Origin of the sequence: Paenibacillus marchantiae (genome assembly GCF_028771845.1) — a bacterium.
GTDB classification, from domain to species: Bacteria; Bacillota; Bacilli; order Paenibacillales; family Paenibacillaceae; genus Paenibacillus; species Paenibacillus marchantiae.
In genome coordinates this window covers 3344198-3370193 of record NZ_CP118270.1, presented here as the reverse complement: position 1 = coordinate 3370193, position 25996 = coordinate 3344198, and the positions used below count along the sequence as shown (strand labels likewise).

Annotated in this window: 26 protein-coding genes and 1 other RNA gene; 10 read left to right on the top strand and 17 right to left on the bottom strand. The window is 45.9% G+C overall.

Annotated features, from left to right (window positions below):
• Window positions 1–182 precede the first annotated feature (182 nt).
• The 3 genes from PTQ21_RS15555 to PTQ21_RS15545 form a co-directional block, all read right to left on the bottom strand.
• A complete protein-coding gene (locus PTQ21_RS15555; protein ID WP_063564787.1) occupies window positions 183–677 on the bottom strand; it encodes a DUF309 domain-containing protein in 495 nt (164 codons plus the stop codon).
• Window positions 664–1479 carry a GTP diphosphokinase gene (locus PTQ21_RS15550; protein ID WP_063564788.1) on the bottom strand — a complete coding sequence of 272 codons (816 nt, stop codon included), beginning with the start codon at window positions 1477–1479 and terminating at the stop codon, window positions 664–666. Before PTQ21_RS15550 ends, PTQ21_RS15555 begins: the two co-directional genes overlap by 14 nt.
• A gap of 135 nt (window positions 1480–1614) precedes the next feature.
• A complete protein-coding gene (locus tag PTQ21_RS15545; protein WP_072733431.1) occupies window positions 1615–2712 on the bottom strand; it encodes a quinone-dependent dihydroorotate dehydrogenase in 1098 nt (365 codons plus the stop codon).
• Between the two features lie 238 nt (window positions 2713–2950).
• Between PTQ21_RS15545 and PTQ21_RS15540 the strand changes: the two genes are divergently transcribed.
• The gene (locus tag PTQ21_RS15540) at window positions 2951–3106 is read left to right on the top strand and encodes a hypothetical protein (RefSeq protein WP_274570599.1); all 156 of its coding nucleotides are present in this window, start codon (window positions 2951–2953) and stop codon (window positions 3104–3106) included.
• Window positions 3107–3192: 86 nt separating this feature from the next.
• Here PTQ21_RS15540 and PTQ21_RS15535 read toward each other — a convergent pair whose 3' ends face one another.
• From PTQ21_RS15535 to PTQ21_RS15525, 3 genes are all read right to left on the bottom strand, one after another.
• Window positions 3193–4581 (bottom strand): L,D-transpeptidase, encoded by a 1389-nt coding sequence (locus tag PTQ21_RS15535; protein ID WP_170867763.1) that lies wholly within the window; start codon window positions 4579–4581, stop codon window positions 3193–3195.
• Between the two features lie 222 nt (window positions 4582–4803).
• Window positions 4804–5046, bottom strand: coding sequence for a ferredoxin (locus PTQ21_RS15530; RefSeq protein ID WP_024629252.1), 243 nt, complete (start codon window positions 5044–5046; stop codon window positions 4804–4806).
• Window positions 5047–5165: 119 nt separating this feature from the next.
• Window positions 5166–6470, bottom strand: coding sequence for a DNA polymerase IV (locus PTQ21_RS15525; RefSeq protein WP_072732307.1), 1305 nt, complete (start codon window positions 6468–6470; stop codon window positions 5166–5168).
• 546 nt (window positions 6471–7016) lie between these two features.
• Between PTQ21_RS15525 and cimA the strand changes: the two genes are divergently transcribed.
• Complete coding sequence (cimA, locus tag PTQ21_RS15520; RefSeq protein ID WP_274570391.1) at window positions 7017–8636, top strand: citramalate synthase; 1620 nt, start codon at window positions 7017–7019, stop codon at window positions 8634–8636.
• Between the two features lie 110 nt (window positions 8637–8746).
• Here the strand turns inward: cimA and PTQ21_RS15515 are convergent, their stop codons facing one another.
• Window positions 8747–9298, bottom strand: a complete 552-nt coding sequence (locus tag PTQ21_RS15515; RefSeq protein WP_064640973.1) for a TlpA family protein disulfide reductase — start codon at window positions 9296–9298, stop codon at window positions 8747–8749.
• Between the two features lie 184 nt (window positions 9299–9482).
• Here PTQ21_RS15515 and PTQ21_RS15510 point away from each other — a divergent pair, with 184 nt between their 5' ends.
• Window positions 9483–9971, top strand: a complete 489-nt coding sequence (locus PTQ21_RS15510; protein ID WP_274570390.1) for a M67 family metallopeptidase — start codon at window positions 9483–9485, stop codon at window positions 9969–9971.
• Here the strand turns inward: PTQ21_RS15510 and PTQ21_RS15505 are convergent.
• The 3 genes from PTQ21_RS15505 to PTQ21_RS15495 are packed head-to-tail and all read right to left on the bottom strand — an operon-like array spanning window position 9957 to window position 13219.
• Window positions 9957–10694 carry an exonuclease domain-containing protein gene (locus PTQ21_RS15505; RefSeq protein ID WP_274570389.1) on the bottom strand — a complete coding sequence of 246 codons (738 nt, stop codon included), beginning with the start codon at window positions 10692–10694 and terminating at the stop codon, window positions 9957–9959. The two genes, PTQ21_RS15510 and PTQ21_RS15505, sit on opposite strands and share 15 nt — an antisense overlap.
• Window positions 10691–11785 carry a DUF294 nucleotidyltransferase-like domain-containing protein gene (locus PTQ21_RS15500; RefSeq protein ID WP_371121402.1) on the bottom strand — a complete coding sequence of 365 codons (1095 nt, stop codon included), beginning with the start codon at window positions 11783–11785 and terminating at the stop codon, window positions 10691–10693. The genes PTQ21_RS15505 and PTQ21_RS15500 overlap by 4 nt, the downstream gene beginning before the upstream one ends.
• Before the next feature lie 33 nt (window positions 11786–11818).
• Complete coding sequence (locus PTQ21_RS15495) at window positions 11819–13219, bottom strand: ammonium transporter (RefSeq protein ID WP_274570388.1); 1401 nt, start codon at window positions 13217–13219, stop codon at window positions 11819–11821.
• A gap of 354 nt (window positions 13220–13573) precedes the next feature.
• Between PTQ21_RS15495 and PTQ21_RS15490 the strand changes: the two genes are divergently transcribed.
• Both PTQ21_RS15490 and PTQ21_RS15485 read left to right on the top strand, forming a co-directional pair.
• A complete protein-coding gene (locus PTQ21_RS15490; protein WP_063564944.1) occupies window positions 13574–14002 on the top strand; it encodes a MerR family transcriptional regulator in 429 nt (142 codons plus the stop codon).
• A gap of 29 nt (window positions 14003–14031) precedes the next feature.
• Window positions 14032–14712, top strand: a complete 681-nt coding sequence (locus PTQ21_RS15485) for a zinc metallopeptidase (protein WP_063564795.1) — start codon at window positions 14032–14034, stop codon at window positions 14710–14712.
• Window positions 14713–14746: 34 nt separating this feature from the next.
• Here PTQ21_RS15485 and PTQ21_RS15480 read toward each other — a convergent pair whose 3' ends face one another.
• Entirely contained in the window at window positions 14747–15658 is a 912-nt protein-coding gene (locus tag PTQ21_RS15480) for a glutamate biosynthesis transcriptional regulator GltC (protein WP_024629242.1), read from the bottom strand.
• A gap of 70 nt (window positions 15659–15728) precedes the next feature.
• Window positions 15729–16355 (bottom strand): rhomboid family intramembrane serine protease, encoded by a 627-nt coding sequence (locus PTQ21_RS15475; protein WP_063564796.1) that lies wholly within the window; start codon window positions 16353–16355, stop codon window positions 15729–15731.
• Between the two features lie 148 nt (window positions 16356–16503).
• Here PTQ21_RS15475 and tpx point away from each other — a divergent pair, with 148 nt between their 5' ends.
• Complete coding sequence (gene tpx / locus PTQ21_RS15470; RefSeq protein ID WP_063564797.1) at window positions 16504–17022, top strand: thiol peroxidase; 519 nt, start codon at window positions 16504–16506, stop codon at window positions 17020–17022.
• A 73-nt stretch (window positions 17023–17095) separates the two neighbouring features.
• Here tpx and PTQ21_RS15465 read toward each other — a convergent pair whose 3' ends face one another.
• The 4 genes from PTQ21_RS15465 to PTQ21_RS15450 all read right to left on the bottom strand — a co-directional run bounded on the left by PTQ21_RS15465 (window position 17096) and on the right by PTQ21_RS15450 (window position 20530).
• Complete coding sequence (locus PTQ21_RS15465) at window positions 17096–17488, bottom strand: DUF1499 domain-containing protein (protein WP_024629239.1); 393 nt, start codon at window positions 17486–17488, stop codon at window positions 17096–17098.
• A 186-nt stretch (window positions 17489–17674) separates the two neighbouring features.
• Window positions 17675–17866: non-coding RNA, 6S RNA (gene ssrS / locus PTQ21_RS15460), on the bottom strand.
• A 51-nt stretch (window positions 17867–17917) separates the two neighbouring features.
• Window positions 17918–18754, bottom strand: a complete 837-nt coding sequence (locus PTQ21_RS15455; RefSeq protein ID WP_063564798.1) for a YesL family protein — start codon at window positions 18752–18754, stop codon at window positions 17918–17920.
• Between the two features lie 183 nt (window positions 18755–18937).
• Entirely contained in the window at window positions 18938–20530 is a 1593-nt protein-coding gene (locus PTQ21_RS15450; protein WP_063564799.1) for a degradosome RNA helicase CshA, read from the bottom strand.
• Between the two features lie 314 nt (window positions 20531–20844).
• On the opposite strand from PTQ21_RS15450, the gene PTQ21_RS15445 reads away from it, so the two are divergent.
• From PTQ21_RS15445 to PTQ21_RS15430, 4 genes are all read left to right on the top strand, one after another.
• Window positions 20845–21657, top strand: coding sequence for a YitT family protein (locus PTQ21_RS15445; RefSeq protein WP_371121400.1), 813 nt, complete (start codon window positions 20845–20847; stop codon window positions 21655–21657).
• Between the two features lie 175 nt (window positions 21658–21832).
• On the top strand, window positions 21833–22021 hold the full coding sequence (locus PTQ21_RS15440; protein ID WP_170867818.1) for a hypothetical protein: 189 nt from the start codon (window positions 21833–21835) through the stop codon (window positions 22019–22021).
• A 161-nt stretch (window positions 22022–22182) separates the two neighbouring features.
• On the top strand, window positions 22183–23364 hold the full coding sequence (locus PTQ21_RS15435; protein ID WP_079694852.1) for a putative glycoside hydrolase: 1182 nt from the start codon (window positions 22183–22185) through the stop codon (window positions 23362–23364).
• A gap of 204 nt (window positions 23365–23568) precedes the next feature.
• On the top strand, window positions 23569–24930 hold the full coding sequence (locus tag PTQ21_RS15430) for an MATE family efflux transporter (RefSeq protein WP_063564945.1): 1362 nt from the start codon (window positions 23569–23571) through the stop codon (window positions 24928–24930).
• A gap of 81 nt (window positions 24931–25011) precedes the next feature.
• Here the strand turns inward: PTQ21_RS15430 and pfkA are convergent, their stop codons facing one another.
• Window positions 25012–25983 carry a 6-phosphofructokinase gene (pfkA, locus tag PTQ21_RS15425; protein WP_053783630.1) on the bottom strand — a complete coding sequence of 324 codons (972 nt, stop codon included), beginning with the start codon at window positions 25981–25983 and terminating at the stop codon, window positions 25012–25014.
• Between the last annotated feature and the right edge of the window lie 13 nt (window positions 25984–25996).

Genomic DNA, 25996 nt, shown 5'->3' with positions numbered 1-25996 from the left:
CCGCATGGATTATATTGTCCTTTTCATGGACAAGCTCTGGAATCATTCCAACCTTTAATGATGTCCTTTAATATCGAACACCCCGGCCAATTCCTCTAGAGGAACGGTCGGGGTGTTTTTTAAAGATCATATGTCTGAGAACATGTTAATGATAAAGTGAATGATGTCTTTCTATTACAAGCTTACTCGCTCTGCAAGTTCTGCTCCTGCTGCAATGCTTTCATCTTCTCTTCATAGATTCGTCCACGTGTAGGACTCCGGCGTTGGGGAATATTAGGCTTCAGTTCAAGAGCACGTTCTCGAACCTCCTGCACCAGTACCTCATCCTGAATCTGAATATGCAAGTCTCTGTAAGGAAACTTCTGCGGCTCAGGACCCGAAAGTCCATGAACCAGCTCCTGTACTTCCTGCACCAACGGTCCAAGGGCAATACCTCGCGAAGTTTCCGGATATGACTTTAACAGATCTACCGAACTCTGTAACATCATGCGTCCTCCGCGAAGGTTATCATTCCTGAAATGATACAGCCCCACTGCAATCTGTAGCAATCCTTTGTACAGAGAATCTCGATCCCGTTCAAGCCACAGTTCTTCCAATACCTCATGGCATTCAAAGTAGTCCCGATCGCGATTGAAGTAGATCAGATAGTCAACATACAGCGGCTCATAGCTGCTCATCCGGGTTTTCGCCCTTTCTAGCCGCATTCAGAAGTGCTTTTACATCATCCAGAAGGTCTTTTAACCCTTCCATATCATGACGCTCCCAGCAGTCATTGAAGCGCTTTTGTGCCTCTATCGCTTCGTTCACGAGGTGGTAGAAATACAATTGATGTATGATGCTCAGCGTTCTTGATACAATATTTGAGTCATCTTCAAAGGCCTTTTGCGCCTCCAGAATTTGCAGACGGATCGCCGACATCTCATTATCGAGTACAAAAGCGGCTTCCGCCGTCTTTTTCAATCGTGCGCGCATATCATCCGGCAGACTCTCCCGAAACTTGTAACTAAGGGAGTGCTCGATCGTGGCCCAGAAGTTCATCGCCAGCGTCCGAATCTGAATCTCGGCCAGTACATTCTTCTGCCCAAGAGCCGTCTGAACAGGATACTCAATAATCATATGGAAACTGCGGTAGCCGCTTTCTTTGAAATTGGTGATATAATCTTTCTCGATTAATACCGTCAAATCCTTACGTCCACGTATATACTCGGCTACCCGCCGAATATCATCCACAAACTGGCACATAATGCGGATACCTGCAATATCCTCAATGCCTGTTTCCACCTGATCAAGCGGCACATTCAGGCGTCTGGATTTCTCCAGAATGCTGGATATTTTTTTGACACGACCGGTAACGAATTCGATCGGGGCGTATTCTTCCCTTTTCTTAAGCTCCGCCCGCATCGTTTTAAACTTAACTTTCAATTCCTCTACCGCTTGTTCATAAGGAAGTAAAAATGTACCCCAGTCTCTACCGTCCATGCTTATGCCTCCTGTCTCTATAGCTTCCCCTGTTCTTATCCATTATACATGATGTTAAGCGGGGGGAAGAGTCCCGTACGACATTACCCTCTTCCACGCTTCTAATTTCCAATCCGGGGAACTCCGAAACATTGCTTAACGATGCTCTGCACCGACAGCTTCCGAAATATGACTGTAACCGTCTTTGCGCAGCAATTCACGCAGTCCGGCATGAATGCGCCGGTTCACTTCAGGTCCTTCATAGATCAATGCCGTATATATTTCCACCAGGCTGGCCCCTGCTTTAATCTTTTCGTAAGCATCTTCGCTTGTGAAAATGCCCCCCGATCCGATGATTGGCAGTTTGCCTTCTGTCTGGCGATAGATTTGGCGAATGATTTCCGTGGAACGATCACGCAGCGGCTTGCCACTTAGTCCACCTGTCTCTTTAGCATGCTGATGAGACAGACCCTCGCGGCTGATCGTTGTATTCGTTGCGATGATACCGGCAACTCCACTATCTGCAATGGTACTTACCATATATTGAAGCTCCTGGTCATTCACATCAGGTGCGATTTTGACCAGTACCGTTTTAACGGAACCGCCCGCTCTCTTGCGCTGCGTCTCCATCTCATTCATCACAGCGGCAAGCAATTCCTTCAGTTCATTCCCATGTTGCAGATTACGCAAATCCGGTGTATTTGGTGAACTGATATTCACCACAAACAGGTCCGCATAATCGTATAGCGCTCGAATGCATTTTGCATAATCCAAATGTGCTTCTTCATTCGATGTCGCCTTATTTTTACCTATATTTACGGCCACTGGAATACGGCGCTCCGTGAGGCGTGCCAATTCACCCGCCATCGCTTCGGCTCCAAGGTTATTGAATCCCATCCGGTTCACCAATGCCTCATCGGGAGGCAGGCGGAATAACCGTGGCTGGTCGTTACCTGGCTGTGCAAGCGGTGTGACTGTGCCCACTTCCATGAAGCCAAACCCGATGGAAGAAAAGCCCGTTACAGCCTGTCCGTTTTTGTCCAAACCAGCCGCAAGTCCTACAGGTGTAGGAAAATGACATCCAAACATATCCACAGCCAGATCCGATGTTTCACGCACGCCATACATGACACGCAAACCGGAAGGAACCGGGCGAATACTCCCCATTCCACTGAGGCCGCCGATAATTAGATGATGGGCCTGCTCAGGGTCCATTTTGAACAACAAGGGTTTAGCAAGACTTCTGTATAACAAATCACTCACTCCGTTCTGGTCCGGTACGCTGAAAAAACTGCTTTCCGTCTTTTTCATATGTAAAAAAACACTCTATACACAAGTCTATCCGTTTCTTCTTCAAAAGGAAAGTAGTTTGAGCATAGACAGAAGGAATCGTATTATGCAAAATGCTCACAAGAAATCCACCCGCCTACTGGAAATGGCGAGTTGAATTCTTTACAATGGGAGCATGGCTACATCTATATAGCCTTATTCCATGAAGGAGGAACAGCCCATGGCTCCCAAACGCAAACCACCTACTTTGCAGCAAAAGAAAGATGAGGTCAACCGGAAAGCCATTATCTGGACCGCAGCCAGCGTCGGTGGACTGATCATTATCATTGGTGCGCTTATTATTATCGCCAACCTGTAAATGCTTCAACCGACTGTTTCTGCATCTACATACCAATCCAGCATGGATTTTACGTTTTCTTCGGTCTGAATCACTTGGTTTATCGTTTAATTCAACCAATGATACGTCTTATTCGGATTATTTTGCTTGGGAACAAGTGTGTACCGGTAGCGATCCTTCGCTTCTGGAACCATAGCTGTCTCTGGCAGCAGATCTTTCCCGATGCGTACCGGAGTTCCCTGAGGAGCAAGAGCAAATAGCTCTTCCACATCTTCAGTACTCATTCTCACACATCCAAGGGATTCATCCAGCCCGATACTGTTTGGCTCGTTGGTCCCATGGATGGCATAATTCGTCTCCGATAGCTGCATGCCCCTACTTCCAAATTCGCCATTAGAGCGACCATTTGGATTTACAACCTTGTCTGAAATGACAAACGAACCCTCTGGAGTGCGATCTCCTCCGAGCCCCACCTCGTAATTACGAATAATGGTGTCGCCACTAATCAGCGCAAGCTTATGTCTGCTCTTGTCCACGATGATTTCAAGCCGATCCTGTAAAAAAGGCTTTCCGCCTAACGTATCCACAAATGCAGCGTTTTTGCCTTGCGGCAAATCTGAACCTTCACGTGTTCCCTCACCTGTGTTTTTCCCTTTTCCCATTTGCCCTTGTTGATGCATGGCAAGTAGTGCCGAAAACATCCGGGTCATGCCAGGTGCAGTATCGCCCAGAATATTATTTGGAAACGGCTGGGCAAGTTGCGCCACACTTTTCGGCCAGCTACCGTTTTGTTTTTTATATGTAATCATTGCACTCGACAGAGCTGCAGCGGATTCCTGTTTGGCTGTCCAGGCTTGTGCCAGACGCTTGATCTCCGGTGATACTTCCGGCGGTTCACAGTTACACTGTTTGGCATCATAACTCTGTGCCGTTAATTTGCCACTGCTGTTTGTCTGAACGATGTATTTCACCGCCATATTTCGCTTCCATAATGTCCAGTTACCTGCGACCTGCATTCCAAGCACAGCCGATGTCTGTACTTTCGCACCAGAGCCTGACCATGCAGCTGCAAGTGCAGCCTCACCCTGGTCCCCTCCACCGAATGCTCCAGCTGTAAACACATTGGATTTTGCAACAAGAGCCAAGTCTTCCATCGGGTTATTCCCTGATTCGCTATCCATGGAATCGTCCGTCGATTCCAACGCTGAAGCCAAAGCCTCGGCTGCATCCCGATTGAAACCAGGAGCGTCTGCAGGTGGTAATCCTGCCAGTACAAGCAGCATAAGCAGGGTAAGCCACATCTTGCGAACACGATGTTTTTTCTCCTTTTGCTCAGCCATCTCAACCAGCTTCTCCTGATAATCCACCCATATATCTGCCGGTGCCTTGCTTCGTTCGAAAGCCTCGTAGACTTCACCCGCCTGTTGAAAACAATAGTTCGCCTTGGCTTCCTGCCCTTCACCCAAATATTCCTTACCGAGTAAATACCAGGCCATTTTATTATCTGGATGTTTCTTTACATATGTTCGTAGATGAGTATTTTGCATCCGATCCTCCATCATTTCGCCTTTTTCCGTTTCTATATATATCGGCAAATGATGACAAGAAATCCATAGGACTTGAGTACCCGGATCTAAGCCTCAACATTCGACAAAAAAAGCACATTCGACTGTCCCAATGACAGAAGAATGTACTCTTGTATGTTCATATGAAAGGAATTAACCTTCTTTGTTGAAAGGTTCATCCGCAACTTTAATGGAGTCCGTAGGGCAGCCGTCGCAAGCATCCTGCATGTCGTCGAACAAGTCATCCGGAATTGCTTTGATCCCTTTGTTGGCATCTCCATCGAAGATCACTTCTGCCAAACCTTCATCATCATAGTCATAAATGTCTGGCGCCGTTGCTCCGCACGCTCCGCACGCAATACATGTATCTTTTTCTACCCAAGTAAATTTACTCATTACCAATCTCTCCTCCTATTATTCAAAAACGTACAGTATTTTTATCTAGAAACATATTAATACAAAGTAAGAGTTATTACAAATAATTTTAACAGCCTCAAGACTCCATTATGCCCTATTTAATCGAGACTTTGCAAATTATCTTTTTGCAGCGATGTTCCCCGGACTTTATGATTGCGCAGTAATACGGAAGGATCATCCCCCAGCATGCCAGCTGTAACGACAGCATTCTCACCAAATTTGTCACGTAACTGATCCATAATGCGAATCAGGTTTTCCTTCTTCGGTTTCTGCTCATATTCAAACAGATCAAGCTGTATCGCGGACTCCTCACGTGGAATCAGCGTTTGGAGGGTCACACCCAACATACGAACAGGCTTCCCGCCGCGCCAATGTTTCGCAAATAAAGCACAGGCCTCCCGGTATATGATCGAAGCATCTTCAGTAGGCACTTCCATCATCCGTGATCTCGTAATCGTCTTCATATCCGGTGTACGAATCGTAATCTGAATGCCCTGACTGAGCATTTCGTGCTTGCGCAACCGTCTGGCAACCTGGTCACTTATATTCAACAACACCCGATGTACATCATCCATTTCAGATATATCCGCAGGCAGCGTTGTTGTATGTCCGATCGATTTGTTCGCTTCACGTTCAGCCTGAACTGCCGAATGATTAATGCCGTTTGCTGAATTTTTTAACCAAGAACCATTAATTCCAAACACATCGGTTAACATCCGCTCGTCTGATTTGGCCAGCTGGCCTATGGTTTCAATGCCCAGCTTCTTCAGCTTTTCCGCTGTCTTTTTCCCGATCCCAAACATCTCGTTACAAGGTCTATGCCACAAAATCTGAGGTACATCCCTCATCCGCAAAATCGAAATGCCATTAGGCTTTTTCAAATCAGAGGCCATCTTGGCAAGCAGCTTGTTGGGTGCAATTCCGATCGAACAGGGCATCCCCAGCTCATCCCGGATTCTGGTCTGAATACTTTCCGCAATCTCCAGCGGTGTACCAAACTGTCTGGACCCCGTAATATCGAGGTAACACTCATCGATTGAGGTCGCTTCAAGCAATGGTGTATAACTGTAAGCTATTTTCATGAATTCTTTCGAATACCTACGATATAAATGAAAATCCGGACGAATCACAATTAAGTCAGGACATTTCTTCAATGCTTGATGAACGACCATACCTGTGGAAATACCCCTGCTTCGTGCCGTGTAAGAACAAGTTACAATGACACCTTTGCGCACTTCACTACTGCCAGCAACGGCCGTCGCTTTTCCTCTATATAATTCCGGTTCCTCGGCTTCATGTACAGAGCAATAAAAAGCATTCATATCGACATGCAAAATCACTCGTCCGGCGGTAGGATAATATCGATCTACATTAATGTTGTTATGCGTTTGGTCTGAAGACATGATCCCCACCGCCCTTTCGTATACACAATTCCGTTACATGCAATCTCTACTCTATTATATCAAATTCCCTTATGTAAAAATCATTTATATCCCCTTGTTATCGGCGAGATTTAACGATCGATCGAATGATACCCCACACGGCAACGACGATAATAGCAATTATAATGAATGAAATAATTGTATTCTCCCACACAAAATGCATCCTCTTCCCTCCATTTATAAAGACAGGATTTGAATCCCTATGCAATCCTGGAATACTTGTATTTAGATGAAGCATAACATATTACAAGACTACGTTTACAGCTCACTTAACTCTACAATCCATCATTTGTTACACCAAATGGTGAATTCGATGTAGCATTTGGCGATAATGGTGCTATAATAATTAATTATACAAATTCACGATTTTAGGACAAATCTACACTTTGAATTTAATACAGTGTAGCGGTACAGAATCGAAGGATTCGTCACCAACATGCCCATATGTTTTTTAAACACACCATTAAACTTTCTAAAAAAAGCGCTTCATCTTAAAGGAGGATCTTCATGTCAAAGGCCATCTCCATCTTCGATACGACTTTACGTGACGGCACACAAGGGGAGGGAGTCAGCTTATCGGCAGATGACAAGCTCAAAATTGCCAAGAAGCTCGATGACCTGGGTGCTCATTATATTGAAGGCGGAATTCCAGGCAGCAACACCAAGGACATTGAGTTTTTCAAAAGAGTCAAGGAACTGAACCTGAACGCGAAGGTTGTCGCTTTTGGCAGTACGCGTCGTAAAGGTAGCATCGCCAGTGAAGACGCCAACTTGAAGCGCATGATTGAATCCGGTGCTCAGGCAGCGACTCTGGTAGGAAAATCGTGGGATTTCCACGTACACACTGCTTTGCAGACTACTTTGGAAGAAAATCTGTCGATGATCTACGACTCCATTGCCTATCTGAAACAAAACGATATGGAAGTCATTTTTGATGCAGAGCATTTCTTCGATGGATTTAAGAACAATCCAGAATATGCACAGGCTGTATTGACCAAAGCCCATGAAGCTGGAGCGGACTGGCTTGTAATGTGTGACACCAACGGTGGAACGATGCCGCATGAAGTGTACGAGATCGTGTCCACTCTCGCTGGACGACTTCCGCAAGCCCAGCTGGGCATTCATACACATAATGACTGTGAACTTGCTGTAGCCAACACCTTAAGCGCTGTACAAGCTGGTGCCAGACAGGTGCAAGGTACGATGAACGGTTATGGAGAGAGATGTGGTAATGCTAATCTGGCTTCCATTATCCCTAACCTGCAACTGAAGCTTGGATATGAGTGCGTTTCTGAGGATTCAATGAGACAGCTCACGAATGTTGCCCGTTATGTCAGTGAGATTGCCAACGTAAATATGCCAATCAACCAGCCTTATGTCGGAAATGCTGCTTTCGCTCACAAGGGCGGTATTCACGTCTCTGCCATCTTGCGTGATTCCCGAACTTACGAACACATCGTTCCTGAGTTGGTTGGTAATAAACAGCGTGTGCTCGTCTCCGAACTGGCAGGACAAAGTAACATTGTGTCCAAAGCACAGGAACTGGGTCTTGAATTCGATCCAAGCAGTGCTAACTCACGTCAGATCATTGAGAAAATTAAAGATCTGGAACATCAGGGCTATCAGTTCGAAGGCGCCGATGCCTCTCTTGAATTGTTGATTCGTGAAGCCAACGGTGACATGAAAGAATTGTTTACCTTTGAATCGTTCAAGATGCTTGTTGAAAAAGCGGCTGGCAAGTCTGTTGTTTCTGAAGCCTTTGTTAAACTTAACGTAGGCGGAACAAGTGCGTATACCGCAGCTGAAGGAAACGGTCCGGTCAACGCACTGGATAACGCACTTCGGAAAGCACTTGTGCAGTACTTCCCTTCCCTTGCCAACATGCATCTGTCCGACTATAAAGTACGTGTTCTGGATGAGAAAGATGCTACTGCCGCAAAGGTTCGTGTATTAATTGAATCCAAAAACACAGAAAACACGTGGAATACGGTCGGTGTATCCGAGAACGTGATTGAAGCGAGCTGGGAAGCCCTCGTACACAGTTTCCGTTATGCCCTTCTTCAGGAAAAATTGCAGGACGAGCCTGGCGTAGTCAACATCCCTGCTCACGGACTAAGCAACCATTAATGCATATTTCCCGGAAAATAAAAGAAGCGCCTGTCTCCAAAAAACATTGGAAGACAGGCGCTTTTGCTTCTCGCTTGGCTAGCTTCTTGCTTGGCTAGCTTCTTGCTTGGTTAATCCGCAATTAACTCCTTGATTTTGCGCTCCAGCTCTTTCTCAGGCAAAATCCCCAAGATAATTTCCTGAACGACACCTCGGGAATCAATCAGTACATTCGTCGGAAAAGCTAAACCGTTATATTTGGCATATGCTGTTCCGTCTTCATCAAGCAGAATAGGGAACGTCAGTTTGTATTCATCTACAAAAGCTTTGGCATCCCTGATTTTATCGTACGAAGTTACATTCACACCGTAGAGATCCAGTTTATCCTTGTATTTTGCTGCCAATGTATTGAGCGCAGGAGCTTCCTGCTTGCATGGTTCACACCAGGATGCCCAGAAACTGACGAAGATGGCCTTTTCCTTGGCTCCACCTACAGCGTAGGTTTTCCCATCCATGGCTTTCAAAGAGAATGCTGGTGCCAGTAAACCCGCTTTAGGCCCCGTCTCCGTCGGCATTGGCTCCTCTTGCTTAAACACGGCTGCGATTCCGTTATCTGCATTTTGGGCCAAAGCAATGCCCACAAGCAAAACAACACCCAGCAGTATGTATATATTTCGTTTCATGACCAGCCACCCTTTTGTATAATCAAACATATTGAGATTCACGCTCTTCTAACATGTGAGATATTTCAAGATCTCTATCATATTGTACCCTTTTCCTTTAAAATTTTACAATCGGAGTCACACAAAATAAAATAAAAAAGGACTCCTGCCGAAGCAGGAGCCAAAGAGAGAGGGGTGAATACAAATGGCAGCACTTCACGGGCAGCAAAACACCTTATACATCCCTTCCTCCGTAGAACAGGAGATGTCTAAGTACATGTTCGCTTCACTGCCACAGGAAACCTGCGGGGTTGTGCTGGGTGAAGCCGCAGCGGGCGGCATACGAATCAGTCGGTTTCAGCCCATTCGTAACGTAGCGCCTGACCCGCTGCACCATTTTGCATTGGATGATGCAGAATGGATCCGGTGTGTGTTCAATGAGCCACAACTTATCGGACTCTTTCACTCCCACCCCCGAACCACTCCCGTACCTTCCAATGAGGATCTGCGTAACCTACCGATTTTCGCTGGATTACTCAAGGTCTATTTTATAGGCTCGCCTGATCAGACAACTGGTACACAATCAAATATGCTTCTAAATGGTTATCAAATTCATTCAAATGTTGATTCAAGCATTGGAATGAGCCATGACCAATCATACAGCTTACAGCCCGCCCAGCTATGCGTGACTTAACTGGGTGTACAGATCACCCAATGTTTCTACATTTTTGCGAGACATATCCTCCAGATAACAGGACCATAACTGTGCTGTCATTTTGGCGTCCTCCAAAGCGTGGTGGCGTCCATAGATCGGAATGCTTTTGGATTCCAGCAATTCATCCAGACCATAGCCCGGCCTGTTTGGTTCTAGCCAACGTGCCAGCATTATCGTATCGATGAGCCGGTGCGTTAACCTTACTTTGGATGTCCGCCACAAGGCCGCATTCAGAAAAGCCCGATCATGCGCGCTTGCATGGGCAACCAGTACACTCCCGCCAACAAAAGACATGAAGTCATGCAAGCCTTCTAGCAACGACGGAGCATGCATCGTCATTTCCTGAGTAATTCCCGTCAGTTCAGTAATATGTTCCGGAACGGAGACTTTGGACTGAACCAACGTATAGAACTGCTCATTCTCCAACATCACACCGCCATTAATACGCACCGCCCCAAAGGAAAGGATCTCATCCCCATGCTGAGGAGAGAAGCCCGTCGTTTCTAGATCGAATACGACAGCATTCAATTCGTTCAAGGGTGTGTGCAGTACCTCGGGTCTGCGCTGTTCTCTCATCATCGAACGGATGAACGCCATATGTTGCGCCGTAGGGGCTCCCATTATGGAAGCGATGGCGGAAGGAACCCCTCCCTGGCGCAGCGAATTCCAGAATCCAGTATTGCCCCTTGCCGGCTCTCTCATGGACGTCTCCTTTCTGCAAAACGAAGTTGTCTTTGCAGCGCACGATGTACTCGCCGCACCAACCCTAACGTATCCCGGAGTTCATAAAGCATTTGTTTTTCCTTCAACTGTCTCTCATTTAGGAAACCACCGCTATGCTGTAACCCCTGTTTCATCACAACGGGTGTACTGCGTCGCAGTTTCAAAGCCGTCATAAAGGCTCGCTGAGCTGAATCCAACAAAGTAAGCGGAACTGCTTCGAGTGATACCAATCTCTGAATCCGCTTGAGCGTGGACGTTTCTTTGATACCATGCTGTAAAGCCAGAAAACGCGCACTGTTCACCAGCGGAATATACAAGCCGTATTTCACATCGAATCCACCTGCATGTTCACCGAATCGTTCGGTCACTACCCTTCCGAGGATGTTCAGTGTTGCCTTATGTTTAACGGTATTGCGCAGCACAGCATCAGAAAGCTCAGGAACCGATCTGAATCCTTCGTAAAATGCAGAAATCCATTCCTCCGCAAGCTGTGGCTCACCTGCAACAAAACGCATGTCTGAAGCGATAATCAGATTGCGAACCGGCTCCCATGACAGGTCCGATCCCCATGCTTTCAGTTGTTCCTTCCATGACTCCAGCGTTTTCCTCCATAAAGGCTCCGAGCACATCACTTTGCCTTCACATTTGGCGTAGCCAAGTGCCTCCAACATATCGGTCATTCGAAGTCCAAGTTCGGCAAAATATACCTCTTTCCCCTCATCCGGGGTATCGCTGATAATCATGCCATTATCCTGATCACTCCATAACGTCGCTTCTTGCCTGCCGGAACTGCCAAATACGATAAAGGCATAGGGGACGGGAGGTCGGCCTAAGCCTTCCTCTACCATCCCCTGGATGCATAACTCTACTGCCCGCCGAGCAACCCTGTCATGCAGTTCATTTACCGTCTGGTACCATTCAATCGGCGACAAGGAAGCGGACAACAGTTCCTGGAGCTCATTCTGCAATATCACACGTGCCTGGCGCAGTTCTTGAGAAGATGCCGCACCATCTATTCCCTGATAGGACCAGGATTGATTTATATACGGGATGGGTTCCATCATGTCCAGCCTCCTTGAAGCATGATTCAGCAATCATTCCTCTTAGGAGCTGAACGTACCGCCATTGGATTTAGTTTCTACATTTTTCATTTGTTCAGGGTACCCGTAAGTACCATGCTCACTTAAATCCAGACCCATCGTTTCTTCTTCTTCCGTTACACGGATTCCCATGATAGCTTTCATACCACCGAGAATAATGAAGGACATAATCAGTACGAAGGCAAATGCGCCTGCCAGACCCAGAAGCTGAACGCCCAGTTGGTGGAAACCGCCACCATAGAACAGACCCGCTTGACCTACGCCTGCATTCTCAGCAAGTTCTGGTGTTGCAAACAAACCTGTGGAGATCGCTCCCCACATACCGGCAATACCGTGTACAGAGAAGGCGTAGATTGGATCATCAATTCCTTTACGCTCAAAGAATTGAGCAGTGAAGAATGTGATAATACCTGCCAGAGCACCAATAACCAGCGCTGCCCATGGTTCAACGAAAGCACAAGCACCTGTGATGGCAACGAGTGCCGCAAGCACCCCGTTCAGCATGCTAGGAATATCAGATTTACCCAATACAGCCCATGAGATCAACAGTGCTGCAACACCACCAGCAGCCGCAGCTACGTTTGTAGTCAATGCTACATAACCGAAGAATCCATCACCCATGGCAGATAATGTACTACCTGGGTTGAAACCGAACCAACCGATCCAAAGGATAATTACACCGAGTACCGAATAAACTTGGTTATGACCTGGAATGATGTTAGGTTTACCATCTTTGTTATATTTTCCGATACGCGGCTTCAACAAGATGGTAGCTACCAGTGCGGCAGTTGCACCTGTCAAGTGGACAACCGTCGAACCTGCAAAGTCTTGCATACCAAGCTCAGCCAACCAGCCGCCGCCCCATACCCAGTGAGCAACAACCGGATACATGATAATGGTGTACAGCGTACCGAAAACGATATATACACTCATCTTTGCACGTTCTGCCATACCACCGCAGGCAATGGCCAGGGATACCGCTGCAAAGGCAAGGTGGAATACAAACTTGATTGTTAGCGGAACATCAGAGAAGGCCAGTGATTCGAACGAAGCAGCCATTCCGTCCCCACTCAGAAAAAATCCGGTTGTTCCGAAGAAACTGTTACCATTACCGAAACCAAGACCGAAGCCTAGAGCCCAGAAGGCAATAACTGAAATTCCCAATGTCAGGATTGTTTTACCCGCAATGTGTCCTGCGTTTTTCATTCGAGTTGAACCCGCTTCAAGTAAAGCAAATCCCCCTTGCATCAGGAAAACCAGCACAACAGCCAGAAACGTAAAGGCTGAGTTCAGACCGCTTTGAAGTTCGATGTTAGTCGGCCCCTCCGCAGCTGCAAATGCGCTGACCGGGAAAGCCAATAAAGTAAGCATTATTAACACCGAAACCAAACATTTCTTTCTCATATACCCCACTCCCTCTTATGTTAAGTTTCTTCACATATCGTGAAACTCTTAATGCCATTATAAGCAGAAGACAGGAAAGTTGACAAGAGTATTTTCAGCAAAATTGAAAAATATTTCTGGGAATAAAGTCATACGTCTTTTTCTTGCACTTAAGTACATAATCATGTCCCATGAGTACATAGATATAGAAACGCAGCTTGACAGCCGCCAAAGCGTAACGTTTGACTGTATGGTTAAAGATCATGTATCATAACTAATAGTAAGAAAAAAATTGGGCGGGTTATGCAAAGCCGCAACTGGAATCTACAATTCCCTACATTTGAACTTGCAAGCGAGGTGAATATTATTGGGGATATGAAATTGTTTCGGATTGGCGAACTTGCCAAAACTGCAGGTGTGAGCGAACGGACGATTGATTATTACACAAAGCTCGGTCTCATCGCTCCTGAAGAGCGCACAGAAAAAAACTATCGTCTTTATAGTAATGAAACTTTAACCAGGCTCGAACGTATTGTACACATGAAACAAGAGAAATATAGTCTCGACGAGATTAAACAATCTCTTGAGAAGTGGAGTCTGGTGAGCACGGAAGAACAGGTTGCCAGCAAACTGACAACATTGGAGCTCCACGTGCAACAGCTGGAGCGAGAGGTGAATGAGCTTAAACCGCTGCTAGGCGAGATGAAACCTGTACAAGCACGCAAGATGATGGCCGGACTGCTCACCAAAAGTGCTGGTACGATGGAAGCTTTGAAAATCTTGCTTGAGAACACCATGATGTAGCTTATTATTTAGAAAGCGGAGGAATGAATATGAGTTTTAATAACGGTATGTTCGTTTTGATCATTATCGCCTTTTTGCTCTCCTTATGGGCGCAATTTCGCGTTAAGAGTACATTCAATCGTTGGTCTAATGTTAAAAACCTGAATGGAATGACCGGTTACGATGCTGCCCGTCACATGCTTGATTCCAATGGCCTACACGACGTCCCTATTGAACCCGTGCGTGGAGCACTCTCCGATCACTACGATCCAATCAATCGTGTCGTAAGGTTGTCTGAGCCTGTATATTATGAAAATTCAATCTCAGCTGTCTCCGTTGCGTGTCACGAAGTTGGCCATGCGATCCAGCACAAGGAAAGTTATCCAATGTTGGCACTACGTCACCGGATTTTCCCGATCGTCAACTTTGCATCCGGACTTGCGCCCTTCTTGCTCATTGCCGGATTCATCTTTAATGCAATGAACCTTGTCGGTATTGGTATTATTTTCTTCTCCGTAACCGTTGCGTTCCAACTCATTACGTTGCCGGTTGAGTTTAATGCTAGTAATCGCGCAAGAGAGATTATGGTATCGGAAGGTTATATCCGGAACGAAGAAGAAAGAGGCGTCGCCAAAGTATTGAATGCCGCAGCATTAACTTACGTCGCTGCAGCGTTAATCTCATTGCTGGAACTGGTTCGTTACATCGGAATTTTCAATAGCCGCGACTAATTCAATACAAAAACAAAAAAACAATACCCCACCGTTAATCGGATGGGGTATTGTTTTGCTGTAAACCGAAATAATTAAGCAAGAATGAACGAAATGACTGCGCAACAAGCGGAAGCTTGTCATCCGCTCGATGGATCAACCCAATCGTACGCGTGACTTTGGGATGAGAAATGGCTACATGTGCCGGTTGCAGCGGATTCGTCTGGAAAAGGGCCATTTCTGGCAGTAAACTCACTCCCATACCAGCGGCAACCAGCCCACGAATGGTATCCGTCTCTTCACCCTCAAAAGCAATCTTGGGCGTAAACCCTGCTTCAAGACATGCGTGCCAAACAATCGGACGCAGAGAATACCCTTTACTGAATAATACAAACTTATCATCTTTAAGTTGCTCTAACGCAATGCTCTCTTCACCAGCCAATGGATGATTGGGCGGAAGGATTGCATGCAGTTCTTCCGTAAGCACAATGTCACCATCTACCTGGTCGTGCTTTTCCGGAAATGGAGATATAAATGCCAAGTCCACTTCAGCCGATAACACATCACGAATGAGCGTTGGGAACATGCCTTGCTTGAATCTGAATTTGACGTTAGGATAACGCTGACGGAACGCTGCTACAACCGAAGGAATCAAGTGAATACCGAGACTATGAGGAAAACCGATACGAATTTCACCATGCTCCGGGTCGAGAAACTCATGAACCTCCCCGACCGCTTTGTCCAGATCTTTCAATATACCTTCAACCCGTTTGCAAAAGAGCTGCCCAACGGCGGTCAACTGCAGATTTCGCCCTTTTTGCATAAAGAGGTCTACTCCCAGTTCTTCCTCCAGCTGATGAATCTGACGACTCACCGCAGACTGCGCTACGTGCAATTCCTCCGCCGCCTGCGTAACATGCTCCTTCTGTGCCACTTTCAAAAAGTAATGCAACTGTCTTAATTCCACTGCCACTGATCTCTCCAATCTGCTATACCCTACTTATCCTTGATTGCATTCCGTCTTCAGATCAATCCGACTACTGCTTAAAGCTGCGGGGTTTCCACAAGCGGATGAGAAGTCCATAAATGAAGAATCCACCTAACAACCCACCCAAATGCGCCATCCAGTTAATGCCTGTCATGGCAAAGGAAAAAATAATTCCGAATACAAGCAGTGTATACAACGTTTTACGTGAGGTCTCGTCCATCATTGTCCGCTGGAACAAAGCTACATACAGAAACGCACCATAGATTGCATAGATTGCTCCTGAAGCACCCACCGAGATTGTCGTCGCTCCAACCGAGTTATACCACGCAACAGCCAGAATGTTGCCCAGAATGCCTCCACCCAAGTACAACACACCATATCTTACCGACCCAAGCAGCCGTTCCATTGGTGGTGCAAATACGATGAGAGCAAAGCTGTTAAACAACAAATGACTGAAACCAGCATGCAAGAACATGGACGTAATGTAACGCCACCAATCTGCTGCAAATAACTCGTGGTTAACAAGCGCTCCAAACTTAAGCAGCGTCATACTGTTTGTGGAACCACCGTTCAAACTCAATACAATAAACATAACAACATTGGCAATTAAAAGAATCGACGTCAAAGGAAAAAATTTCAAATAACTTTTCCAGTTCTCATACCTTATAAATATCATAAGTTTCTGCTTTCACTCCACCCTGTTCAGATCGGCCTGTAAGTCTGACCCATTCTAATGATCCTTCGTCCGAATTGGACAATGCCTTTCATAAAAGATTATAATGGATTTTGGCACGGATCACCAACTTATAAGGAGGAACATTATTATGGCACAAGAACGTACAGGCGCAGCCACCTTTAAAGGCAACCCTATTACATTGATCGGACCCGAATTGAAAGTGGGCGATCAAGCACCCGATTTTACACTGAGTAAAAACCTGGTTGAAGATGCATCCTTGAAAGACTTCGCAGGTAAAATCAAATTAATCAGCGTTGTTCCTTCACTGGATACTGGCGTATGCGATGCCCAAACCCGTCGCTTCAACGTTGAAGCAGGAGATCTTGGAGACAATGTTGTCGTATTGACAGTAAGCGTTGACCTCCCATTTGCACAAGCACGCTGGTGTGGAGCAGCCGGAGTTGATCGCGTCGTAACACTGTCTGATTACAAAACACGTTCATTCGGTGAAGACTATGGTGTTCTGATCAAAGAATTCCAATTGGACATGCGCTCCATCTTCGTGCTGGATGCTGAAGACCGAATTACATATGTGGAATATCTGCCTGAAATGACAGACTCCCCTAACTTCGAGCAAGCGATTTCCGCTGTAAAAGCCTTGCTGTAAAAGGTAGTTCACGTTCAGAACAAAAGCGAGGAAGGTTAACCTTCTCTCGCTTTTTGTTATTCACCCATCTATTTCAATCATTTGACTTATACTTACTTAGCTTCTTATCCAATACGGAGAACAAGTTCATGATCGTGCGATAATTAGAACCCAGATCTCCAAGTGAACCACGTGAAGCCGAATACATATCGACCGCACTGCGTACAGGACTTACCGATATAATGGAAACCGTAATATCCATCGTCCGTCCAAAGGTAGTCCGCTTCTCCAGTATGACCTCTCCTACAGAAGGCACTTCATGCAGCACTTTATAACCCGGAATTTTTTTGAGTGTCGAAGAAACCTCTTCCCAGGCTCTGTCTTTGGATAAGTTATAATACCGTGTTTTTAATTTGGGATCCTTGGCTCGATCGCTGGTTCCCTCCATGCTGCGGATGATACCGACGAGCGTTCTCTTTAAGGTCAAGACCCTTCCTCCTTTGAATGTAACCGTTCCATTTATGTATACTAGTGTAACATTGTTCATGTAGTAACAAAAGGGCAAGCGACACTTTTAACAAAATACAGCCTATTCAACAAAATAAGCTCAAATAAAAAGCACCCTGAAATTCCTCGATTAGAGGAAAGAGTCAGGGTGCTGTACATGATAAAATAGGAACCCGCCTATGCCGTCCGGCTACATTGTCTTATGAACCTGCTTGGCAGGTGGGTGGCCGCAAAAATGTTTTTTGAAGTCCCCATGTCATATAGACAGGGCGTTTCAGCAACATTCTGTATTGATCTCCCGAAGACATCATCATTGGTTCAAAACAACGAATAACCGAAACGTACATCGCAGGATGTACAATTATTATATCCCTAACTGTGTAAAAAGTAAATGGTGACAGCTCATGTTTTATTTTTGGAGATTATCGTGTTTTTCGTCAGATGATTTAAGCTCAGATGGTTCAGCCGTCTCTATCGTCTCAACTGACTCCCCTGCCTGTTCAGCGGCTTGTGCAGCTTCCTCTTCTTCTTTCTTCAGCTGCATCTTCTCCATCTGCTCCTGCATCTTATTAAACGTTGCGTAGAAGTTGAAGAAAGCAAACCACGCAACAATACTAATAATGAAGAAGATGAACAAGACCGGATAACGAAAACCGATATAGAACAACAATCCACTTCCCAACAACGTGGAAAATACACGGAATGGTCTAATCAGCGTCAATAGAACCGCATTTTTGATAATCAATCCGATGGACATGTGGTAATGTACAACCATCGAGAAGAAGTTAAAGAGAGAAACAAACAGCAGCAGCAACAGTACGAGCATAATAATTCCAACCAGCTGCATATTCTTGAATTGTGTCATGTATACTGTGTAATCCAGATACATGATGGCAAACAGCAACGTATAGAAGATGCCTCCGATTAAACTCTGCTTGTAGTTCTCTTTGTAACCTACAAAGAAAGTACGGAAGATCGGCACGTCCGTATCACCCATATTCCATTTACGAACAACCGTAAACAGCGCCGACGTTGCCGGGAATAGTGTAAGCGGTGCCACAATGGCTATAGCCCAGTTCATTTGTAGTGATTCGTTAGCCAGGTTCTGCTGCATCACGAGCAGTTTCATAAACAAGAAAAACAAGAACGGAGACGAACAAATAGCCCACAACAGATTGGTTGCGGCCAGTCTCGTAATCCACTCTGTAAGTCGGTAGATCCCACCCATAGCTCCTTTAAATTCCAAACAATTCTCCTCCTCCGCAGCCTTGCGTCTAGCCTTAATTCTAATAATATTAATATACCTTATTATAGATAGGAAAAGCCAGCCCTTCCCGAAAAGAGATCGACGGCTCACTGGTTTGGCATAATCTGCACATAAAAAAATGGAGCAGTCGCCCTGCCCCATTTTCCAGTTCACACTTGTATATTATTCGAAAGAAGAATCTTTGGCAGGACGACGTCCTTCGTTGTTGCTTGGACGCGGTTTGCGGTCACGGTTGTAACCACCTTCTCTGCTTCCACTTCCACTTCCTGTTCCACTGCTGTTACGATCGCGGTTGTATCCACCACGTCCGCCGCCACTGCTGTTGCGATCACGGTTGTAACTACCGCCACCACCACTGCTGCTGCGGTTGCCGCTGTAACCAGATGGTTTGCGTCCGCCAGAGCGAACATCCGGTTTACGACGTTTTGCACGGATCGGATCTTCAGGAGTCAGATCAACTTGAGCATCTTTTTTGTCACCTGTCAGGAGCTTCAGAGCAGCTGACAACAGTTGAACAGAATCATATTGCTCAAGCATTTGAATCGCGATACCTTTGTATTCGTTCAGTTCGCCAGATTGTACGATTTCGAGCAAACGCTCAGCTGTCAAACGTTGTTTTCCTTCTACAGCCTCAGCCATTGTTGGCAGTGGTTTGCGCGGAATACGGTGACGTGTTACACGCTCGATAAAGTGCAGGTGGTCGATCTCACGCGGAGTAACGAAAGACCATGCAGCACCCTCTTTACCCGCACGACCTGTACGGCCGATACGGTGAACATAGCTCTCCGGATCTTGCGGAAGGTCAAAGTTCACAACGTGAGTTACGCCGGATACATCGAGACCACGTGCAGCCACGTCTGTTGCAACGAGAACGTCAATGCTGCCGTCACGGAACTTACGCATTACCGCATCACGTTGATTCTGGGACAAGTCACCATGAAGACCGTCTGCAGAATATCCACGTTTTTGCAAAGCTTCAGCCAATTCGTCAACACGACGTTTTGTACGTCCGAATACGATCGCCAGCTCAGGAGATTCCATATCCAACAAACGGCTAAGTGCTTCGAATTTTTGACGCTCAGGTACTTCGATATAAGATTGGTCAATCAATGGTGCACTAACATGTTTCGGGATCACAGAAATGTGCTCAGGATTGTTCAAGAATTGTTGTGCCAATTTTTGAATGTTAGGAGGCATTGTTGCTGAGAACAGCATTGTTTGGCGCTCGTCTGGAACTTGTTTCAGGATGGATTGAATATCCTCCATGAAACCCATGTCGAGCATTTCATCTGCTTCATCCAATACAACAGTTTGTACATCATCAAGTTTGATTGTTTTGCGGTTGATGTGGTCAAGGAGACGTCCAGGTGTACCAATAATAATCTGTGGTTTTCTTTTCAATGCACGAATCTGACGAACGATATCTTGTCCGCCGTAGATTGGCAGGGAGCGCAGACCTTTGAAGCGAGTGAGTTTTTCGATTTCTTCAGCAACTTGGATTGCAAGTTCACGTGTAGGTGCCATAATGAGGGCGCGGATTTTCTCGTCACTTTTAGTGATTTTGCTGATCAACGGAATACCGAATGCAGCTGTTTTACCCGTACCTGTTTGTGCTTGACCAATCAAATCTCTGCCTTCGAGTGCCAAAGGAATCGCTTTGGATTGGATCGGTGTTGCTTCTTCAAACCCGAGCTCAGTGATGGCTTGCAGCACCAGTGGTTCAAGATTGAAATCTGTGAAATTTAAATTTGTCAAAATTATTCATGCTCCTTTTATATGGTGGACATGGTGGACAATCCACTTTGTTGTCTGTATTCTTAAGTAGCGTTAATATTTATAGGGTATCCCATCAAGCCAAATTATTTTCACGAACGAATATAATTCCATGAATGGGTCCCAAACATAAGACTAAAACTACATACATGTGTTTGAAACATTTCAAAATTTTATTGCTCCATTTAGGAAAAGTTTCCTACTCAAGAATATCCACAAATTATTATATCACAAAACAATTCAAGATTACCAGCAATCTGGCTTTAAATATAAATGAGGTGATTAAATTGCCCAAAATGATTTGGCACTTTTTAGTGATCGTATTGGGTGCTGCAGCTATTGCCTGCGGCTTCAACTGGTTTTTGGTTCCCCATCAGCTTCTTAGCGGCGGGGTATCCGGTATTTCCATGCTTCTTGGCTATTTTACGAATTTGAATCTTAGTATAATGTATTTTGTTCTGAACATCCCTCTGCTCATTGCAGGTTGGTTTATTCTTGGACGACGCTTCATTACATTAAGTATTGTTTCGGTAGCAGCCACTTCATGGTTCATCGCGCTTCTGCCTGTTTTTGCTGTGGCAACAGATCCCCTTCTGAGCTGTGTATTTGGCGGCGTGTTAGTGGGACTAGGTACCGGAGTTTCTTTCCGAGTCGGCGGCTCGACGGGCGGGCTGGACATTGTTGGTTCCATTTTCACTCGTAATCGTGATTTCCCGATCGGTACGGTAATGGCTGGCATGAACGGAGCCATTATTATGCTGGCAGGCTATCTGAATGATGACTGGAACATCGCGCTTGCCTCCATGGTATCGATTTATATCACAGGTAAAGTGCTGGATCTGATTCATATCAGCCATGTCAAAGTCACATTGTACATTATTACCAATGAAACCGAAGCGATGTTGAAAAAATTGCTTGTTCGCCCTCGTGGGGTCACCAAAATCAAAACCCAGGGAGCATATACAGACATCGAAAAGGACATGTTAATGACAGTGACTACTCGCTACGAACTCGTTGAAATCAAACGAATTATCAAGGAAACGGATCCGAACGCCTTTGTTAATATTGTGGAAACGGTTGGAGTTATGGGCTCTTTCCGCCGAAGTTGAGACAGATGTACGGTTAACAATTCTAAACATTGTGGTATAATAACGGTGTACGGCTCCTAAATATGTTGTATAGCAGAATGTGCCCTTCAATTTCACAGAACCATGTGCTTTTCCGAATCGCGCCGAATGACTTACCATTTTGGAATTCGAGTAGGGAAGGGTGATTATTGTGGATATGGAAACGGTAAAACTGTTTGAAATCGTCAATAAATGGTGCCCGGAAATGCTCCCTTTCTTAAAACCGAATGAGCTCGACTCACTGATTGTTCTCCGGGATGGGCTGGGCATCCTGGAACAGGGAGACGCAATGGAAATCATTCAGTACAGTATTTGTGAGCATCAAAATGAGATCTACATTCAATAATTTTTTTAGATTGATCACGCCGCTTCTTGTGGGGGTTACCCCTCAACAGGAAGCGGTTTTCATTTTCCCCATGTGTTTCATCACTTGAATAATATGGTTAAAAGCCCAGAGGCTTTATTGTATAATTCAAACATGGAATGCACATAGGGGAGTGGAAATGAATGAACATGTTTTGGGCTTTACTGGCTATGGCCTGGGGAACCTTCAGTGGTACACCAGCTACAGCTGATCAAGGGAATCAACCCTTTCAATCATTAACAAACAGTTTCAACACCGCCATCATTCAATCTCAAAAAGATCAAGTCGTTATTGATGCGGATAACCCACCTGCCAAAATTGACCCACAACCCGATGCACCCGTTGTCAAAGGCATCTATGTGACGGCTTACAGCGCCGGTGGTGCACGGATGACATCATTACTCGATCTGATGGATAACACAGAGCTCAATTCCATGGTCATTGATATCAAGGACGATCTCGGATACATAACTTACCCTACGGAGAACAAGACGTTACAGGAAATGGGCAAATCTCAGCCTTTTATCCGTGATATTGATGCCTTGATGAAACGTCTGCAAAAACACGATGTTTACCCGATCGCACGAGTGGTAGTTTTCAAGGATACGATTCTCGCCAAGAAAAATCCGGAGCTCTCTTTCCGCAATAAGGACGGTTCTGTATGGGCCAATGGTAAAGGCGACAGCTTCGTGAATCCCTACAGCAAGGAAGTATGGGATTACAATATAGAGATTGCCAAGGAAGCTGCTAAATTGGGATTTAAGGAAATCCAGTTCGACTATGTTCGTTTTCCGGAAGGTTTTGAAACGCGTGCAGACGCATTGAAATACACCAAGTCTGACAAGTCCCGGGTCGACATTGTAGCCGAATTCGTGCAGTATGCACGCAAGGAGCTCGCACCGCTGGGTGTTCGAGTCTCGGTTGATATATTCGGTTACGCCGCCTCTGTTCCAGCAGCCGAGGGTATTGGACAGGATTTTGTGAAGATATCTGAAAACGTGGATGTCATCTCACCGATGGTTTACCCGAGTCATTACTCCACCGGCTGGTACGGTGTGAAGGACCCTGACAAAGATCCCTATACAACCATCAAAGGCTCCATGAAAGATACACATAAGAAACTGGATCCAACCAAGGAGCTGAAACCCGTTATCCGCCCATGGATTCAGGACTTTACAGCGAGCTGGTTAGGCAGTGGACATTACATCAAATACGGCAAAAAACAGGTAGAGGACCAAATTCGCGCGATGAAAGACATGGATGTGGATGAGTACCTGCTCTGGAATGCCTCCAATCGATATACACCAGATGTAAACTATAAATAATGCACTCTTTTTTTGTTCACTTTACTCCAATAACCTCGTTCCATATTCTCTGGAACGAGGTTTTTTACTATGCTCTCAACCTTACCTTCCACACAACCACGTTCCCCTCCCTATTCAAATCGGGCAAAATCTACTACAATAAATAGCTGTCCGTACATGACAGTTTAGTGATAACTCTTAAGAAGTGAGGCACTGCCAGTGAACATGACCACCACCAGCTTTTCTCAAAAAGTAAAGCAATTCCTGATTATATTTCTACCCATCTTCACCACACAAATCGCCCTCTCTGCCATGTCGTTTTTCGATACCAATATGTCAGGCAAGTTCTCCCCTGCTGATCTCGCGGGTGTCGCCATTGGCACAAGTCTGTGGTTGCCGGTGCAGACAGGACTAAGTGGAATTCTGATTGGCATTACACCTGTCGTTTCCCACCTGCTCGGTTCGAAGCGTAATGACAAGATTGGCCATAGCGTCATTCAAGCCTTATATCTCGGTGTGGCGGTCGGAATCGTTGTTCTTGCAGCAGGCACATTGCTGCTCAGTCCGATTCTAAACGGAATGCCTTTGGAGCCCCGAGTTGCCCAAGTCGCCTTCTATTTCCTGTGTGCTTTGGCTTTTGGGGTTATCCCCCTTTTCGGCTACACTGTGCTGCGGAGTTTTATGGATGCACTGGGACAGACACGGATCACCATGATGATTACGCTGGTTTCGCTGCCAGTAAACATCTTCCTGAACTATTTACTTATCTTCGGACGTTGGGGCTTCCCACAACTGGGAGGTGTTGGAGCAGGTGTGGCTACAGCAAGTACATATTGGCTCATTTTTCTCCTCAGCCTCTTTTTCGTACACCGGATTGAGCCCTTTGCCCAATATGGTATCTTTCGGAAAATGCCCAAAATTTCATTGACCAAATGGAAAGAGCTGCTCAAGATCGGCGTTCCCATCGGTTTCGCTACTTTTTTTGAAACTTCCATCTTTGCAGCAGTCACATTATTAATGAGCCGGTTCGACACCATTACGATTGCTGCCCACCAGGCAGCCCTGAATTTCGCTTCTACGCTGTATATGCTGCCTGTGAGTATATGTATGGCCCTTACAATTCTTGTGGGCTATGAGGCGGGTGCAGGGCGTGTGAGAGACGCAAAGCAATATAGTCTCCTGGGTATCGGAGGTGCCATTGGGCTCTCTCTGTTAACAGCTGTGGTATTACTGGTATTCGGGGAACAAATTGCAGGCGTGTACTCGAATGATCACGAGGTTATTGCTTTGACACAGCATTTCCTGATTTACGCCATCTTCTTTCAAATCTCTGATGCCATTGCCACCCCAACGCAGGGAGCACTTCGGGGCTACAAGGACGTGAATCCTGCATTGATCATAACGTTTGTCGCGTACTGGATCATCGGTCTACCTGTCGGCTACATCACGGCTACGTATACTTCACTCGGTGCCTTTGGATACTGGGTTGGACTCATTGCCGGCCTCGCCGTTGGAGCAACGGCGCTTCTCTGGAGATTGTTCCTTGTGCAGAAGCAAGCCTCGGTTCGTATGGCTGAAAATAAATAATGGAAATATAACAAAAAGAGCACAGCCCGCTGTAAATCGGGACTGTGCTCTTTTTGTTTTGAACTTTTGATGATAACTGGATTATTGGGACAAACGCTGTGCAAGCTCGTAAGTCACCATATCGAAGTCTTTTTTCGTATTAACAACTTTATCAATATCGGTCAGGGTCAGTTCTCCCTTGATAATACCGCAACCTTTGTCTGTCTCACCTGCAATCAGACTGCGAACAGCGAAATCTCCCAGACGACTGGCAAGGTTACGGTCAAACGGAGTTGGCGTACCTCCACGCTGAATGTGACCCAAAACAGTTACACGTGGCTCATATGTTGGGCAGCGTTCCATCAGTTCTTTTGCTACATCCTCACCTTTGCCCACGCCTTCAGCAACGATGATGATACTGTGGCGTTTGCCATGTGCAAAGTTGGCTTTCATGCGATCTGCCACTTCGTCCATGTCAAACGGAACTTCCGGTACAAGAATGGTTTCTGCACCCGATGCGAGTCCTGCATGTAAAGCGATATCGCCACAGTGACGACCCATTACTTCAACGATGGAAGAACGTTCGTGTGAAGACATGGTATCGCGCAATTTGTTAACTGCATCTACTACTACGCTTACTGCTGTATCGAATCCGATCGTGTAATCGGTGAAAGAAACGTCATTATCAATCGTTCCCGGAAGACCCATCGTGTTGATGCCCAGCTTGCTCAGTTTGTTGGCGCCGTTGTATGAACCGTCCCCACCAATAACAACCAGGCCGTCAATGCCGCGTGCACGCAGAATGTCTGCACCTTTTTGCTGACCTTCAGCGGTATAGAATTCCTTGCAGCGTGCCGATTGCAGAACCGTTCCCCCACGCTGGATGATATCCCCTACACTCCGCAAGTCCATTGGGAAAATATCGTTATTCAAAAGACCCTGGTATCCACGTTGAACCCCGTACACTTCGAGACCGTGAAACAGTCCGCTGCGAACAACCGCACGAACAGCCGCGTTCATCCCTTGTGAATCACCACCGCTCGTTAAAACTGCGATTTTCTTTACTGCTGTCATGATGTTTCTTCCT

What these genes read in the sequence shown, in the direction of transcription:
- PTQ21_RS15555 (WP_063564787.1), bottom strand. Translation starts at nt 677, where the DNA reads ATGAGCAGCTATGAGCCGCTGTATGTTGACTATCTGATCTACTTCAAT.
- PTQ21_RS15550 (WP_063564788.1), bottom strand. Translation starts at nt 1,479, where the DNA reads ATGGACGGTAGAGACTGGGGTACATTTTTACTTCCTTATGAACAAGCG.
- PTQ21_RS15540 (WP_274570599.1), top strand. Translation starts at nt 2,951, where the DNA reads ATGAAGGAGGAACAGCCCATGGCTCCCAAACGCAAACCACCTACTTTG.
- PTQ21_RS15535 (WP_170867763.1), bottom strand. Translation starts at nt 4,581, where the DNA reads ATGGCCTGGTATTTACTCGGTAAGGAATATTTGGGTGAAGGGCAGGAA.
- PTQ21_RS15530 (WP_024629252.1), bottom strand. Translation starts at nt 5,046, where the DNA reads ATGAGTAAATTTACTTGGGTAGAAAAAGATACATGTATTGCGTGCGGA.
- PTQ21_RS15525 (WP_072732307.1), bottom strand. Translation starts at nt 6,470, where the DNA reads ATGTCTTCAGACCAAACGCATAACAACATTAATGTAGATCGATATTAT.
- cimA (WP_274570391.1), top strand. Translation starts at nt 7,017, where the DNA reads ATGTCAAAGGCCATCTCCATCTTCGATACGACTTTACGTGACGGCACA.
- PTQ21_RS15515 (WP_064640973.1), bottom strand. Translation starts at nt 9,298, where the DNA reads ATGAAACGAAATATATACATACTGCTGGGTGTTGTTTTGCTTGTGGGC.
- PTQ21_RS15510 (WP_274570390.1), top strand. Translation starts at nt 9,483, where the DNA reads ATGGCAGCACTTCACGGGCAGCAAAACACCTTATACATCCCTTCCTCC.
- PTQ21_RS15505 (WP_274570389.1), bottom strand. Translation starts at nt 10,694, where the DNA reads ATGAGAGAGCCGGCAAGGGGCAATACTGGATTCTGGAATTCGCTGCGC.
- PTQ21_RS15495 (WP_274570388.1), bottom strand. Translation starts at nt 13,219, where the DNA reads ATGAGAAAGAAATGTTTGGTTTCGGTGTTAATAATGCTTACTTTATTG.
- PTQ21_RS15490 (WP_063564944.1), top strand. Translation starts at nt 13,574, where the DNA reads ATGAAATTGTTTCGGATTGGCGAACTTGCCAAAACTGCAGGTGTGAGC.
- PTQ21_RS15485 (WP_063564795.1), top strand. Translation starts at nt 14,032, where the DNA reads ATGAGTTTTAATAACGGTATGTTCGTTTTGATCATTATCGCCTTTTTG.
- PTQ21_RS15475 (WP_063564796.1), bottom strand. Translation starts at nt 16,355, where the DNA reads ATGATATTTATAAGGTATGAGAACTGGAAAAGTTATTTGAAATTTTTT.
- tpx (WP_063564797.1), top strand. Translation starts at nt 16,504, where the DNA reads ATGGCACAAGAACGTACAGGCGCAGCCACCTTTAAAGGCAACCCTATT.
- PTQ21_RS15445 (WP_371121400.1), top strand. Translation starts at nt 20,845, where the DNA reads ATGATTTGGCACTTTTTAGTGATCGTATTGGGTGCTGCAGCTATTGCC.
- PTQ21_RS15440 (WP_170867818.1), top strand. Translation starts at nt 21,833, where the DNA reads ATGGAAACGGTAAAACTGTTTGAAATCGTCAATAAATGGTGCCCGGAA.
- PTQ21_RS15435 (WP_079694852.1), top strand. Translation starts at nt 22,183, where the DNA reads ATGAACATGTTTTGGGCTTTACTGGCTATGGCCTGGGGAACCTTCAGT.
- PTQ21_RS15430 (WP_063564945.1), top strand. Translation starts at nt 23,569, where the DNA reads ATGACCACCACCAGCTTTTCTCAAAAAGTAAAGCAATTCCTGATTATA.
- pfkA (WP_053783630.1), bottom strand. Translation starts at nt 25,983, where the DNA reads ATGACAGCAGTAAAGAAAATCGCAGTTTTAACGAGCGGTGGTGATTCA.